Consider the following 15,634-nt stretch of genomic DNA (forward strand, 5'->3'; position numbering starts at 1 on the left):
GATCACCAATGGAGACAAGGCATGCATACTTCACCGCAGAAACTGGATTGCGTGATCATCGGCGCCGGACCGGCTGGCCTGAGCGCGGCCATGGAGCTTGCCGCCATGCAGCACGCAGTCCGGATTTTCGATACCGGGGCCGTACCGCCGGCGTCCGGCAGTGATCGTGCGCGACTGCTGTCACGGTTGCAGGCGGAGGCGATCCATCATGGCGTACGCATCAGTTCGTCCGTCGTGCACAGGATCGAAAAAATCGTCGGAGGCGACTTCTTCTGCTTTTCCGGAGACGAAGCAATACGCGCCCGCACCGTCCTGCTTGCACTTGATTGCGCGGATGCGCAGCCCCTTCCCGCCGGCTTCCGGCTTGCCATCCGCCGCGGCGCCATCAGGCAATGCCCGCTGTGCGACGGCAGCGTGGCGGCGGGCAAGCGGGTAGCGGTCGTCGGCAACGATACCCGCAGCGTCGGCGAAGCGCTTTACCTCAATCACTTCGCTTCATCGATCGCACTGCTGACGCTGGGCCGTCCGCTGCGCTTTGCCGATCACGACCGCGCCGCATTGCGCGAGGCCGGCATACCCACATTGCAGGATGCGATCGTCCGCGTCGATGTCGCGAAAGGCGGAAATGCATCGCTGCACCTCCGTAACGGCGCCATCCGGCGCTACGACGCGCTCTACGCCATTCCGGGCGACGACACCGGCATCGACCTTGTGCGCTGCCTGGGACCGGAGTTCGACGATGAGGGCCTGTTGGAGGTGAACGGCGAAGGACGCACTTCAATCGCCGGATTGTATGCAACCGGCGCCGCGGCCTGCGCACCGAAACCAGCCGCAGTGACCGCGAAGGCGATCCATTGCAGCTTGTGAGCGCTTGGAAAGATTTACAGCGGTTTAGCCCTTTTTACCGATGCGGAGCGCGGTGCGCTCCGGTTGGCAAGTAGCGTTCAGTGCAGCTTGATGCGCGGCGCGGTCTTGCGGCGCAGCCAATGCACGATCGTGTCAAGCACCATGCGCACGAAGCCGAACAGTGCCATCACATGCATTCTGTAGAGCGATGAATACAGCAACCGCGCAATGATGCCGTCGACCAGCATCGTGCCGCCGGTCAGGTTGCCCATCAGATTGCCGACCGCGCTGAACCGGCCGAGCGATACGAGCGAACCCTTGTCGCGGAAATGGAATTTTTCCAATGGCTGTCCGGCGAGATGGCGGCGTAACGCGCGGTACAGAAAATTCGCCTGCTGATGCGCTACCTGGGCACGCGGAGGCACCGGCTTGCCGGTATCGGACGACGGGCAGCTCGCACAGTCGCCGAAGGCAAAAATATCGGGATCGACTTCGGTCTGCAGTGTCTGCTCGACCAGTATCTGCCCCTGCTTGTTCACCGGCAGGCCGAGCTTGGGCAGAATCTCCGGCGCGCGAATGCCCGCAGCCCATACGATCAGGTCGGCATGCAATTCTTTCCCGCTCGCCGTCAACACCGCCCGCTCCCGGATCTCCGTAACCTTTTCCGACGTCAGCACGGTGATGTCCATCGCGCGCAGCTGTTCGGTGGTGGCATTGGCCACTCGCTCGGAAAGCGCCGCCAGCAGCCTGGGACCTGCTTCGATGATCGTGATGCGGACATCTTTCACCGGGTCAAGCTTGTGCAATCCGTAAGCCCGCAGCACCTGCGCGGTATTGCGCAATTCGGCTGACAATTCCACCCCGGTTGCACCGCCGCCGATGATCGCGATATCCACCTGCGGACGCACATCGTTCGCATGCTCTCCGATATGATTCTGCGCCCGCATGCAGGCGGCGATCAGGTGCCGGCGGAAGCGCTCCGCCTGTTCGGTGGTGTCGAGTGCGATCGCATGCTGTTCGGCACCCGGTACGCCGAAGTAGCTGGTGACGCTGCCGATCGCAAGCACCAGGGTATCGTAGGGAATGTCGCGTTGCGGCAGTATTTCAACGCCGTCGATGTCGTGGGACGCGGCGACGGTAATGCATTTGCGTTCGCGGTCCAGCCCGATCAGTGCACCCTGCTGGAATTCAAACCCATGCCAGCGTGCCTGGGCAATATATTCAACCTGATGAGCGTTGAGATCCAGGCTGCCGGCAGCGACTTCATGCAACAGGGGCTTCCACAGGTGCGTCGGCGACCGGTCTACGAGCACAGCCTTGATCTTCCCCTTTTTTCCGAGCTTGTCGCCCAACGCGGTGACGAGTTCGAGACCGCCGGCACCGCCGCCGACGACCACGATGGTATGCAGTTTGGCAGCCGTTTGCCGGCCGCCTTCAGGTAGAAAGTGTCGAGTCAAAATAGTTATCCCGGTAAATGCTGAATTGGTTTGCCTGGTTGCACCGGACGTGCAATCCCTCCCAGGGCCGGCGACGCAACAAGCGTGCCGGTCGCGGAGGCAAGAGTTCCGAAAATCCGGTACGCCGGTACCGGATTCTCAGCCTACCGATCAAAAACCGATGCGGCGCTTGCAGACGTCCGGCTTGACACGCACATCTTCCGGCGTCAGCCCGCTCCTGCCTGCGGCAACCGCGAATCCGAGTCCGTCGAGCAAGGCCTTGCGCATTTCGCGCGGCGAGATTTCCGACAATTTATCCAGCACGCTATCGGACAATCCGGTTTCCATCTGTTGCAGTTTCAGTTCCTTCAGAAGCCCGGCATATACCTTCTGTGCAATGGCCGCGGCCTGCTCGGGTGTCGGCGACGGCACTTCGTAGATGGCCATGCGGCTGAGCAAGGCCGGTGGGATGCCTTCCAGGCTATTGGCGGTCAGCACCCAGAACACCTGGCTGGCATCGAGATCGAGATCGATGAACTCATCATGAAAGGCGCGCGATGTTTCCGGCTCCAGCAACTGGTACAGCGCCGCCATCGGATCCGATTGCGTCGAACCGGTTGCTTTCTCCACTTCGTCGAGCAATACCACCGGGTTGGCGAAACGCCCCCTGACCAGCCGCTCCGCCACCTTGCCGCATTTCGCGCCGCGCCAGCTCGATGAACTGCCGGTGATGACGAAACCAGCCGACAGGGCATTCATGCTGATGAATTCGAATTCTGTTCCGAGTACGCCGGCAAGCCGTTTGCCGAAGTGCGTTTTTCCGACGCCGGGGTCGCCCAGCAGCAGAACAGGCATGACGTTGAAGCTTGCGCCACCTGCAAGGGCGAGGCCGAGATAGCGCGACAGATCGTCCAGCACTTCGCCGAAATTGGGACAATCTTCATAGAGCGGATCAAGTGCATCCGCAGTCGAGGGAGTAGTTAGGAACCGTTCTCCGCCGAGTTCAAGCATGTTTTCATAAAATGCTTCGAGCTCGACTGATTTCATGGCGCGCGCTCTCTCCTGCGCGCTCTCGACGGCCTTGGTGTCATATACGGAATGCTGGCGAGCGAGTGTTATGGTCATCGACTGAACTCCTGGGTCTTCATACTTCCCGGCAAACGGAAGAAAAGCAAGGTTGCAACAAGCCACGATTTGCAATCATCACCATCCGCACGGCAACAGATATCGACGGCGTAATGTTGCTCGGAGATGGTGCATTAATTTATACAACAAAATGCATTGCAAATGCTGTTCCATGTATTAAAGATTGCATGTTTTCAACAAAGCTGAGGATCTTTGCCTTTTGTTGAAGTCTGTTCGATGTGCCTGTTCGGTTAACGCTGCCGCTTTACGACTCGTGCATAAGGAACGCAAATAAATTCAACCAAATAAATTCGCTCCGCTGATCAAGGCCCGGAGCGATGTGACGGATTGTCCTGAAGTCGCCGTATCACTCTCCCCGGGTGGACCTGTCATGCCGTCTTTTATCCAGGCTCCGGAACACCCTGTGCGCACAATTCCTGTCATGGTTTTCTGCCTTCGAAATTGATAGGTGCTGCTGATGACGCGAACCGCATGGGACGCACCTGTCGTCATTGCTCTTCGCATAGCTCATCGACGTAAGGAGCGATTTCTGTCGCACTGCCTGTGCCGATTATTCGAACATACACTCCGCGATTTCCATACATGGGTTATTTGCGCGCCGCAACATTCAACAGCATGCCGGAAGTGGAACGCAATCGGTTTTCGGCCGGCCATCAAATATGCATATACCAGTACTGCATGCAGGCGTTTTTACATTCGCTCATGTACGTTTTCCTTGCACGCATCTTGCTATCTCAAGGGTAGTGCGATTTGAATTGCATATCGGTCATATTGCGTAGATTTCCTTGATCGTTCTCATCATTCGCTTTTTTCGTAGCGCCCTATACTTAAATCGGGCGCATCAGAAACGGAAGATAGTCTCAGATGTCCACTGAATCACGTCCCACCAACTTCACGCGGAGCACATGCGATGTCGAATCTAGATTCAACCAAACATACCGAACAGCAAGAAAACTTTTTGCAGAGCCTGGTGGCTTTCACCAAGAACCACCGCGCGGTGTACTGGTCCGGTCCGCTGTCGCAGTTCCTCGAAGAGATCCTGCCGGCAGACCCGCAGGGCGCCGCTCGCACCTCGCATCAATACATGTGGGACATGATTCGCTGGATGGGCGGTGAAAACGAGGATGGAAAATTCAGCCGTAAACTGTTTGACCAGGAACTGTTCGGCATCGACGAATCCATCGACCGTGTCGTCGATTACTTCAAGGCGGCGGCAGCCGGGTCCGAAGTTGGCCGTCGCCTGCTGCTGCTGCTCGGACCGCCATCCGGCGGCAAATCGACCCTCGTCATCCTTCTCAAGCGCGGGCTTGAGGAATACAGCATGACGGACGCCGGTGCCGTCTACGCGATCCAGGGCTGCCCGGTGCACGAATCGCCTCTTCACCTGGTGCCGCATACCTTGCGCGGCTCGTTCCGGGAGACCTACGGCGTCGAAGTCAAGGGCGAGGTCTGCCCGCATTGCCGCACCCGCCTGGAGAACGACTACGGCGGCGACTTCCTCAAGATGCCGGTGGAGCGCATCTTCATCTCCGAGGCCGGCCGCGTCGGCATCGGCACCTATGCGCCGCACGATCCGACCACCGCCGACCTGGCCGACCTGGTAGGTTCGGTCGACCTGTCGAAGGTTGCGGAGTATGGCGACGAAGGGGATCCGCGGGCGTGGTCATGGTCGGGCGCGGTATACGCGGCCAGCCGCGGCATGCTGGAGATGATCGAGATTCTCAAGGTCAAACGCGAATTCCTCTACCTCCTTCTCACGCTCACGCAGGAGAAGAACGTGAAGGTGTCGCGCTTCCCCCTGATCTATCTGGACGAAACCATTCTCGCGCATACCAACCTGGCCGAATTCCGCCGCTTCCTGCAGGAGAGCGAGAACGAGGCGCTGCTGGACCGGATGGTGATCATCCAAGTGCCCTACACACTCAATTACAAAGATGAGGCGCGAATTTACAAGAAACTGATTTCATCCGCGGCGCCCGCATTCCGCCAGGTGCACCTCGACCCGCACGCATTGCATGCGGCAGCGGTATTTGCGATTCTGACGCGCTTGAATGATAACGACGAACGCGACCTCGAACTGGCCAAAAAGATCCGCCTGTACGCCCATGAGGAGGTGGAAGGATACGGTCACGCCGATGTCGAGCGCATGAAACAGAAGATGCCGGATGAAGGGCTGGCCGGCATCTCTCCGCGCTTCGTGATCAACGCCTTATCGAACGCCATCATCCAATCCAATGTCAAAAGCTTGACGACCATGGATGTTCTGCTGGCGATCAAGGACTCGATCGAATCGGATGCGCGTATCGATCCGAAGAAGAAGCGCAAGTGGGTCGATTACCTGGTACTGGCCCGCAAGGATTTTTACAACCGCTGGGTCAAGGAAGATGTGCACAAGGCGCTGTTCGTCTCCTTCGAGCAGGAAGCGCAGGACCTGCTCGACAAGTACCTCGACGAGGTGGAAGCGATGCTCGACAACCGCCAGATCAAGGACCCGATCACCAACGAGGAGCGTCGGCCCGATGAACGTTTCCTGCGGGCGGTCGAGGAAAAGATCCATATTTCCGACTCCGGCAAGCAGTCCTTCCGGCAGGAGGTGGTCAGGAAAGCGATGGGCGCATACAAGCGCGGCGAGAAGTTCACGCTCGACAGCCACGCCCAGTTGCACAACGCGGTCCAGCAATACCTGTTCGAACAGCGGCGCGACGTGTTGCGCCTGGTGAGCTCCACGACCCGCCCCGACGATGAAGTACGGCAGAAGATCTCGGTGGTGGAACAGCGGCTGGTGGATGAGTACGGATATGACAGCCACAGCGCGCGCGAGGCGCTCAATTATGTAACGACCCTGATGGCGCAGGAGTGACGTTCGGACGTGCCGTCAGCGGTCAGATGATGCATGCAGTTTGTGCTTTAAGGTCCCAATATGGTGAATCACATTACGATGTCCGCTGAGAGCCCGTGGTACGACCTGTTTTCACGCGGGTCGCGCGACTGGCTTCGGCACAACGAAAAGGTGCGCGAAGCGGTGCAGCAGAACCTGCCCAACCTGGTTGCCGGCCCGGATGTCATCACCGGCTCTCAGGACAGGACGGTGCAGGTCCCGGTGCACCTGCTTGAGCATGCGCGATTCAGATTGTCGGATTCCAACTCCCAGACGCAGACCGCCGCCGGCCAGGGCAAGGGCAAGCCGGGCGACGTCCTGCGCCAGGCGCAGCCCGATATGGGCGACGAAGCGGGCGAAGGCGGCAACAATGAAGGTGAAGTAAAACTGATGCTGGAATTCAAGGTCGACGACATCATCGACTGGCTGTGGGAGGAATTGCAGTTGCCCGATCTGCAGCCGAAGCGCAATATCAGCATCAACGACGAGGAAATGGTGCGCGAGGGCTGGGACAAGCACGGCGCCCGTGCCCGCCTCGACCGCCGGCGTACGGTGAAGGAGGCGGTGAAGCGGCGCGCGGTGCAGGAAAATCCGGTGCCCTTCACCAACGATGATCTGCGCTTCCGTCAGTTGGTGCAGCGACGCAAGCCGGCTACCAATGCGGTGGTGATCTTCGCGCTCGATGTGTCAGCCAGCATGACCGATGCAGAACGGAAACTCGCCAAAAGTTTCTTCTTTTTCGTTCTGCAAGGCATACGCCGCCGTTACGCAAAAGTGGAAACCCGCTTTATCGCGCATACCACGCAGGCATGGGAATTCTCCGAGCACGAGTTCTTCAATGTCAGCGGCACCGGAGGCACCGGCGCTTCCACGGCCTTCAAGCTTGCGGTGGAAATGATCGAGAGCCAGTACGACCCGTCCCAGTACAACGGTTATCTGTTTTATGCCTCCGACGGTGAGAACTTTACCGAGGACCGGCCAGCCGCCATCGAGAGTCTTACCCGCCTCGGCAGCCTGCTGAACTTCATCGGCTATGTGGAGACGGTCCCCGGATCGCCGCGCACCAGTGAAACCGAGATGAAGATGCTGTGCGGCGAGATCGAGCGCACCGGCGCGCCGATCGGCAGCAGCGTCCTGGCGCGTCATGATGACGTCTGGAAAGCCATCCGCAAGTTCTTCATTCAGCAGGTCGAATAAGGAAATATGTATCCATGTGCAATTCGATTGATACCCTGAAGGAATACTCCGCGCAGATCGAAGATCTGGCGCGCAAGCAAGGGCTCGACTACTACCCGGTTGATTTCGAGGTGGTGCCGAACAATTTCATGATGGAGATCGCGGTGTACGGGCTGCCGGTACGCATGCATCATTGGTCATTCGGCGTGCGCTACATCCATCAACTGATCCGCCAAGGGATGGGACATTCACGCATCTTCGAAGTGATGTTCCCCGGCGACCCGTGCCACGCCTATCTGGTCGATAACAACACCTTGCCGGAAAACACCCTGGTCACGGCACACGTTCTCGGCCATGCCGACTTCGCGAAAAACAACCACCTGTTTGCGCAGTTCATGAAAATGGCCGGCGGGCATATCCTTGAAGAAGCAGCCGCCCGGGCGCACAGGATCGAAATGGCAGTCACCGAGTATGGCCAGGATCGCGTCGAGGCGGTCCTGGATGCGGCGCTGGCGCTGGAGCCGCATATCGACATCAACCGGGAGCTGCATCGGGATTTGTACCCGATCGAGCATCCAAAGCATGTCGAACCAGTGCTCGACGCCTTCCAGAAGCGTTATCGCAACCTCCCCGGCGAGAGCGCCCAGCCTGACAAAAAGCAGGCCGCCAAGCGCATGACCGTCCCACCCCAGCCGGAATACGACCTGCTATGGTTCATCGCCCATTACGCGCCGGAACTCGAAGACTGGGAGCGCGACATCTTCCTTGCGGTCCGTGAGGAATCCTTCTATTTCTATCCGGTATTCGCCTGCCAGATCATGAATGAGGGCTGGGCATCCTATTGGCATGCCCGACTGCTGCGCGAAGCGGACTTCCTGCCGCATGATCTCTATCTGTCCGCGATCAAGGCACATTCCGATGTGGTGCGTCCCTACGCGGCCGAACGCCAGCTCGCGCTGGCCGTGAATCCCTATCACCTCGGATTTTCGATGTGGGAAGACATCGTAGAGAAGCAAGGACTCGATGCGGCGCGCAGGATCATGAAGGAGGAAGACGATTTCGGCTTCATCCGCAACTATCTCAGTGCGGAACTGATCGACAAGCTTGATCTGTTCGTCTACCAGGAGCGCGGCGACGGCGACATCCGGATTGCCGAGCGGGAAGTGCATGCGGTGCATGAAGCCATCCTGTCGCCGAAATTCAACTACGGCGCCCCGCGCATCGCGGCCCAGCACCTGCATGTCGACGGCAGCCTGCAACTCGTTCATGACCACCAGAGCGATGGCCGCGGCATCGATCTCGCACGGGCGGAACGGGTGCTTGAATATATCGGACGGGTATGGCGCAGGCCTGTAACGCTGCATACCGTCGGTGATCGTGGCGAAGCACGGGTGGTGACGAGCAAGCGCCTTTAAAGACCGCAAACGGACCCGCGCGCTGCCGGCGTAAGGCAGCGCGTTTCATGCGGGCGAATCGTTTTACTGCAAATGCCGGACTACGCTAAACACCGGCGTCGCAAAACCCGTAAAAATAGCCAGCAACAAATACAGGCAGGCGACCCCGTGCGCGGTAAGCAGCATGACGATCCATGAGGGATGGTTCTTCATGATTAAAGCCGTCGGCTGCACAGGCTGAGCATGTGCAGCATTGGTTAACTGAGACAATGGGCTGCAAGTCTCGTTCCATCCCCCTTTTGTTCTTTTCGTTCTTCGAGCGGCTTTCAGGAACAGGCAAGAGAGCCGGGTCGGCCCCTTGCATGTTCCTGATCTGGCGCTAGATCAGTTCACACCGAATCGTTGCCGGCTCCTTGCAGATCTTTTGCAGCAAGGACTTCGGTATAACGGCATCGACGTCCGTAATCACATAACCGATCGATCCCTTCGTCTGCAGATGCTGCGCGACAATGTTCAGTCCGGCCGCTGCAAAATCCGCATTCATTCGCGCAATTACCCCGGGCTCGTTGCGGTGCACGTTGAGCACCCTGCTCTTTGCCTCCTTGTCAACATGCGGCAGCTCGGGAAAGTTAACCGCCCAGCGCGTCGTACCCGCCTTCATGAAACGGGCCAGCTTGTCCGCGACTTCCCGTCCGATATTCTCCTGCGCTTCTTCGGTGCTGCCGCCGATATGCGGCGTCAGGATTACATTGTCCAGACCGCGTAGCGGGGATACGAACTCCTCCTTCTCGTTGCGCGGCTCGACCGGAAACACATCCAGCGCAGCACCGGCGAGACGTTTTTCCTTTAATGCGTCGTGCAATGCGTCAATGTCTACCACGCCGCCGCGTGAGGCATTGATCAGCACTGCAGAAAGCTTCATGAGATTGATCTTGTCGCGCGTCATGAGATTCTCGGTTGCGCTCCCGCCCGGCACATGCAGCGTGACGATATCGGCAAGCTCCAGTAATTCGTCCAGACTGGCGGTGGGCCGGGCATTGCCGAGCGGCAGCTTGCTTTCGACATCGTAGTAGCAGACACGCATGCCGACGCTCTCCGCAAGAATGCCGACCTGCGCGCCGATGTTGCCATAGCCGATAATGCCCAGCAGCTTGTTGCGCACCTCGTTCGATCCCACGGCCGATTTGTCCCAGTGACCGCGATGCGTGCGCGCATTTTTCTCCGGAATCCGCCGCAGCAGCAGGATTGCCTGCGCAATGACAAGCTCCGCGACGGAGCGGGTGTTGGAAAATGGCGCATTGAAAACCGGTATGCCACGCGCCGCGGCCGCTCCGAGGTCGACCTGATTGGTCCCGATGCAGAAACAGCCTATGGCACGCAGGCGGGACGTCTTCTCCAGGATATCGGCGGTAATATGTGTGGCGGAACGTATGCCGATCACATCCGTATCGGCCAGCGTGTCGGCCAGATCCTTGCCGGTCAGCGCCGTCGGCAATTGCACGATGTCGGTGAAGCCCTCACCCTTCAGATGCGCCACGGCGCTCGCATGAATTTTTTCAAGCAGTACGATTTTTGTCATTGCGGACCTTTTGTTTGATTTGCACTTAGTATAAACAGGATGACTGGATTTCGAGATTTCAACAGGACGGAAGCAAGATGAATGCAACGCCGCAAGCAACCCAGAAAGCAACGCAGCAAACAGTGATCTCGGTGCGCCGATGGACCGACAGGCTATTGACGTTTACGACCACAAAACCCGAAGGATATTCCTTCACTGCGGGGCAATATGCCCGCATGGGTCTGCCGGACGAATCCGGCATGATCTGGCGTGCCTATTCCATGACGTCGGCGCCTGCGGACGCTGAATTGGAGTTTTACGGCATCATCGTCGACGGCGGCCTGTTCACCACCCAGCTTGACAGGATCAAGCCCGGCGATCCGATCTGGATTGAACGGCAGACCTATGGATTCATGACGGTGGACCGGTTTACCGAGGGCGATGACCTGTGGATGCTGTCGACCGGCACCGGCGTCGGGCCATTCATTTCGATTCTACGCGACCCGTTCGTATGGAATCGATTCCGCAATCTGGTGCTCGTTCATTGCGTGCGACATGCCAATGAGCTGACATACAGGAACGAACTGGCGGCACTGGAAAACAATCCACCGGGCGGATCGCCCGGTCCCGCACGGCTCCAGGTCATACGCTCGGTCACCCGGGACGGCCCCATAAATGACAACGGGCTGCTCACCGGCAGGATCACCACCTTGCTGCAAAACGGAGAGCTGGAACGAAAGGCGGGACTGCAGTTAAGCGTGGAGGCGTCACGGATCATGCTGTGCGGCAATCCGGAAATGATCGAGGAAACACGACGCCTGCTGCATGAACGCGGCATGCGGCCGGTCAGGCGGGCGATCCCGGGCCAGTTCGTCACGGAGAACTACTGGTAGCTCTCCGTCGCACGGTGCAACTGGCGTTGCAGGCTCAGTTTTGAATGTACTTCTGAAAAACGTCGCTGAAATCACGCTTCGTGTGTCGATCCATGACCGCCCTGTTCAGGTTGTCCAGTACCGCGTTGAAGTTGGTAACGATCGCGGCGGCGCTGGCGCCGTCGGTGATCCTGTACATCGACGCGGTTGCCTCCAGCGTGCGAATCGCATTGCTTCTCCCGATCTCGTCCCGCGTCTGCTGTTTGCTGATCGAGAATAGTGCCTTGTAGATATCCTTGACCTGTTCAATGTACTTCTTCCGGATATCGATACTGAACACCCTGTCCCCCAAGGTGAATTTCAACTCGACATCGAGGTCCACCGTGCCGGCTGTTTCGATCAGCGGATCGGACACGCGGTAATTGGCGTAGTCATACCGCCGGATGGAGCGCTTGGACGACACCGCGGATTCGCCGTCGACATGAATAAGCGCTAGATTGGTAAAGCAGTATTCATCCTTGCGCGACTTGATCAGGAAGAAAATTTTTTCTCCGTCTTCATGAAACAGGTAGTCGTCGGCATCGACATCCTTGTAGTTTTCCGGCGTGACGATGACGCCGATATCGCTGAGGCCCAATGCGTCCGAAGCCAGTTTTTTGAACATGAATCCCTCCGAATTTAAAGTGAAGGCGCGTTACGACACCAGTGGTCGATATGCCTTCCGTTGCATACGCTTTTTCGTTTCCTCAATCCGCGGAAGCATATTGCTCGATGAGAGTGCGCGCGACAGGAAGCAGGCCATCGTGTGACAGATCCGTCAAGAACACCTTGTCGAGTTTCTCGATACCCGGATAATTCTTCTGCGTGGAGCGCGCATAGGCAGGATCATAGTGGTTGCGCATAATGCGCTCGAAGAGCTCCGGAATTTTCCTTTCCTCGGCGAGAAGCCGCCACTCGTCCAGTTCCTTGCCTCCCACCAGCGGACGAAGATACTCCAGCCGCCCGACGAGCGCCTGCGGGTCTTCTTCGAAATGACGGTAATCCTCCCGCCATAACAGCACGCGTTGCCCCATGTCGGCGTCGACCGGGATGATCGCCCCTTTACGCATCGTGGCCAGCAACGCGTCCGGCAACTGCACATTGCCGATCTTTTTGCTCTCCGCTTCCACCCAGATCGGCCTGTCGTTGGAAAAGGATTGCAGTTTCTGCAGCAACCGGCTGTCGAACAGTTTTTGTGTCGGCTGCGGCGTGCCCGGCAATGCGCCGATGACAGACCCGCGGTGCATGGCGATCTCCTCCAGATCGATCACCTGCGCGCCGCACGCTTCGAGCGCATACAGCAAACGCGTCTTTCCGCATCCGGTCGGCCCAGACAAAACGTTGTACCGGAATTGCGCCGGCACAACGGCAAGCTGCTCATTGACGTACGCGCGATATTTCTTCCATCCGCCCGGCAGGCGTTCAACCTGGTAACCAATGGTTTCCAGCGCATCCAGCCAGAGCCTGCTTCGCTTGCCGCCACGGAAGCAATACACGAGGATGTTGCTTGTCGCATCATACTTCGACACCGTTTCTTCGAGATGGCGTGCAATATTCTTCAGCGAATACTGGACGCCGATCTTGTACGCGCCGTGCTTGTTCGTCCGGTGCATCGTACCGACCTCGGCATACTCTTCGTTGTTTGCCACCGGCAGGTTGACGGCGCCGGGGATGTGATCTTCCTCGAATTCCCTTGGCGAACGTGCATCAATGATCAGGTCATACTTCGAAAAATCAAAGGTAAATTCCGGCGGTTTAAAGTGATTCACAATCTCGGTCCTCGTGTTCACGCCGCAGCATGGTTCGATAATGCCGTTCGGCGGTGTCATCGCAATCGGGCGATCGCTGCGTGTTGTACCACATTCTAATCCATGCATTTTCCCTTACCTGCCCGCAGAATCCGGCGGCGCAAAGAAAAAAGCCCGGTACGAGACCGGGCTTTTTCGTTGACGATGTAGGGCTTAGTTGAAGGTCTTGCCCTCGGCGGCCAGCTTCGCCAGCAGGGGTGCCGGTTTCCAGGCTTCGCCGTGACGGCCCTTCGCGAACTTCTCCATCGTCATCACGACGCTCGGCAGGCCGACGGTATCGGCGTAGAACATCGGGCCGCCGCGGAACAGCGGAAAGCCGTAACCGGTCAGGTAAACCATATCGATGTCCGATGCACGCATCGCGATACCCTCATCCAGGATCTGCGCGCCTTCATTGACGAGCGCAAATACCAGGCGCTGGACGATTTCCTCATCGCTGATCTTGCGGCGCTCGATGCCGAGGTCGGCCGAGTGCTTGATGATCATGTCGTTGACGACCTGCGACGGATATGGCTTGCGGTCGCCCGGCTTGTAGTCGTACCAGCCTGCGGAAGTCTTCTGGCCGAAACGGCCCATTTCGCACAGCAGGTCGGCTGTCTTGGAATACGTAACTTCCGGCTTCTCGACGTAACGGCGCTTGCGGATATACCAGCCGATGTCGTTACCGGCAAGGTCGCCCATGCGGAACGGACCCATCGCGAAGCCGAATTTTTCAATTGCCTTATCCACCTGCTCCGGCAATGCGCCCTCTTCCAGCAGGAAGCCTGCCTGGCGGCTGTATTGCTCGATCATGCGATTGCCGATGAAGCCGTCGCAGACCCCCGAGACCACGCCGGTCTTCTTGATCTTCTTCGACAATTGCAGGGACGTCGCGAGAACGTCCTTGCCAGTCTTGGCGCCACGAACGATTTCCAGCAGCTTCATCACATTCGCCGGGCTGAAAAAATGCAGGCCGATGACGTCCTGAGGCCGCTTGGTGAAGCTGGCGATCTTGTCGACATCCAGTGTCGATGTATTGGACGCCAGGATCGCGCCCTGCTTCATCACTTCGTCGAGCTTCTTGAATACCTGTTCCTTGACGCCGATGTCCTCGAACACCGCCTCGACCACGATATCGGCCTGGCCGATCTCTTCATACGACAGCGTGCCGGTGATGAGGCTGATACGCTGGTCAAATTTTTCCTGCGTGAGCTTGCCCTTTTTCAGGGTGTTTTCGTAGTTCTTGCGAATGGTTGCAAGACCCTTGTCGAGCGCTTCCTGCTTCATTTCCAGGATCTGAACCGGGATGCCGGCATTGGCAAAATTCATCGCGATACCGCCCCCCATGGTGCCGGCGCCGATGACGGCCGCCGACTTGATCGGGCGGGTCGGCGTGTCTTCAGGCACGTCAGGCACCTTGCTTGCGGCGCGCTCGCCGAAGAACGCGTGACGCAGAGCTTTCGATTCGGTGGTCTGAACCAGATCGACGAACAGCTGACGCTCATAGGCCAGGCCATCATCGAACTTCTTGGTGACGGAGGCGGCGACTGCTTCGACGCACTTCAGTGGCGCGGGGAACGGACCGGCCATCGCCTTGACGGTATTGCGGGAGAACTGCAGGAATGCTTCGTAGTTCGGGTAATCGACCTTCATGTCGCGCACTTTCGGCAGCGGACGCGTATCGGCAACCTTGTTCGCAAAAGCGATTGCGCCTTCAAGCAAATCGCCTTCAATCATTTCATTAAAGAGCGCGGTCTTGGCAAGCTTTTCGGATGGCACCGGATTGCCAGACACGATCATGTTCAGGGCCATTTCGAGGCCGAGCACGCGCGGCAGGCGCTGCGTACCGCCGGCACCGGGAAGAATGCCCAGCTTGACTTCAGGCAGCGCGATCTGCGCGCCGGCGGAAGCGACGCGGTAATGGCAGCCGAGCGCAAGCTCGAGGCCGCCGCCCATGCATACCGTATGAATCGCGGCCACGACCGGCTTGGTCGAGCTTTCAACGACATTGATCACCGTATGCAGGGTCGGCTCGGCAAGCGCCTTCGGCGAATTGAATTCCTTGATATCGGCACCGCCGGAAAACGCCTTGCCGGCGCCGGTAATGACGATGGCCTTGACGGCATCGTTATCCAGCGCCTGCTTCATGCTTTCCACGATCGCGCTGCGGGTCGAATGGCCCAGGCCGTTCACCGGCGGATTGTTCAGCGTAATAACGGCAACAGCGCCGTTGACCTTGTATTCGGCAGTCATATCTCTTCCTTTATCAATAAAGTCTCGTTGGGCTATTTTTCGGTGCGCATACAGAGGCTTGCTTCAGCGTCTTGGACCATTCACGCGGTGCTCTGATTTGGTAGTGTGAACTATACCCGATAAAAGAACGATCGTATTATTTTTGCAGTAAAAAAACCCGCAGGCCGATCTGGCGGTTGATGTAGGCGAGATAGGGGCGGATATCGATCAATGCGGGCAAACATCGTGGGCACGTCCTGAACGGACTGA

Annotated in this window: 11 protein-coding genes; 5 read left to right on the forward strand and 6 right to left on the reverse strand. The window is 58.2% G+C overall.

All coding sequences use genetic code 11. The features are described 5' to 3' along the window. Positions 1-21 precede the first annotated feature (21 nt). The gene (locus VGU61_RS02325; RefSeq protein ID WP_326857486.1) at positions 22-867 is read left to right on the forward strand and encodes an NAD(P)/FAD-dependent oxidoreductase; all 846 of its coding nucleotides are present in this window, start codon (positions 22-24) and stop codon (positions 865-867) included. A gap of 77 nt (positions 868-944) precedes the next feature. Here VGU61_RS02325 and VGU61_RS02330 read toward each other — a convergent pair whose 3' ends face one another. Both VGU61_RS02330 and VGU61_RS02335 read right to left on the reverse strand, forming a co-directional pair. Further along, positions 945-2,303: an NAD(P)/FAD-dependent oxidoreductase gene (locus VGU61_RS02330; protein ID WP_326857487.1), complete on the reverse strand. Its 1,359-nt coding sequence runs from the start codon at positions 2,301-2,303 to the stop codon at positions 945-947. Between the two features lie 150 nt (positions 2,304-2,453). Then, positions 2,454-3,407 (reverse strand): AAA family ATPase, encoded by a 954-nt coding sequence (locus VGU61_RS02335; protein ID WP_326857488.1) that lies wholly within the window; start codon positions 3,405-3,407, stop codon positions 2,454-2,456. A gap of 931 nt (positions 3,408-4,338) precedes the next feature. Here VGU61_RS02335 and VGU61_RS02340 point away from each other — a divergent pair. From VGU61_RS02340 to VGU61_RS02350, 3 genes are all read left to right on the forward strand, one after another. Continuing rightward, a complete protein-coding gene (locus VGU61_RS02340; RefSeq protein ID WP_326857489.1) occupies positions 4,339-6,288 on the forward strand; it encodes a serine protein kinase in 1,950 nt (649 codons plus the stop codon). Positions 6,289-6,366: 78 nt separating this feature from the next. Further along, on the forward strand, positions 6,367-7,503 hold the full coding sequence (locus tag VGU61_RS02345) for a DUF444 family protein (protein WP_326857490.1): 1,137 nt from the start codon (positions 6,367-6,369) through the stop codon (positions 7,501-7,503). Positions 7,504-7,517: 14 nt separating this feature from the next. Beyond that, the gene (locus tag VGU61_RS02350; protein ID WP_326857491.1) at positions 7,518-8,897 is read left to right on the forward strand and encodes a SpoVR family protein; all 1,380 of its coding nucleotides are present in this window, start codon (positions 7,518-7,520) and stop codon (positions 8,895-8,897) included. Between the two features lie 358 nt (positions 8,898-9,255). On the opposite strand, the gene serA is transcribed toward VGU61_RS02350, so the two are convergent. Continuing rightward, positions 9,256-10,455: a phosphoglycerate dehydrogenase gene (serA, locus tag VGU61_RS02355; RefSeq protein ID WP_326857492.1), complete on the reverse strand. Its 1,200-nt coding sequence runs from the start codon at positions 10,453-10,455 to the stop codon at positions 9,256-9,258. A gap of 77 nt (positions 10,456-10,532) precedes the next feature. On the opposite strand from serA, the gene VGU61_RS02360 reads away from it, so the two are divergent. Further along, complete coding sequence (locus tag VGU61_RS02360; RefSeq protein ID WP_326857493.1) at positions 10,533-11,327, forward strand: ferredoxin--NADP reductase; 795 nt, start codon at positions 10,533-10,535, stop codon at positions 11,325-11,327. Between the two features lie 34 nt (positions 11,328-11,361). On the opposite strand, the gene VGU61_RS02365 is transcribed toward VGU61_RS02360, so the two are convergent. The 3 genes from VGU61_RS02365 to VGU61_RS02375 all read right to left on the reverse strand — a co-directional run bounded on the left by VGU61_RS02365 (position 11,362) and on the right by VGU61_RS02375 (position 15,385). Further along, the gene (locus VGU61_RS02365) at positions 11,362-11,970 is read right to left on the reverse strand and encodes a PH domain-containing protein (RefSeq protein WP_326857494.1); all 609 of its coding nucleotides are present in this window, start codon (positions 11,968-11,970) and stop codon (positions 11,362-11,364) included. Between the two features lie 82 nt (positions 11,971-12,052). Further along, complete coding sequence (mnmH, locus tag VGU61_RS02370; protein ID WP_326857495.1) at positions 12,053-13,114, reverse strand: tRNA 2-selenouridine(34) synthase MnmH; 1,062 nt, start codon at positions 13,112-13,114, stop codon at positions 12,053-12,055. Positions 13,115-13,306: 192 nt separating this feature from the next. Further along, on the reverse strand, positions 13,307-15,385 hold the full coding sequence (locus VGU61_RS02375; RefSeq protein WP_326857496.1) for a 3-hydroxyacyl-CoA dehydrogenase NAD-binding domain-containing protein: 2,079 nt from the start codon (positions 15,383-15,385) through the stop codon (positions 13,307-13,309). Positions 15,386-15,634: the final 249 nt, after the last annotated feature.

Source organism: Noviherbaspirillum sp. (assembly GCF_035944575.1).
Taxonomy (GTDB): domain Bacteria; phylum Pseudomonadota; class Gammaproteobacteria; order Burkholderiales; family Burkholderiaceae_D; genus Noviherbaspirillum.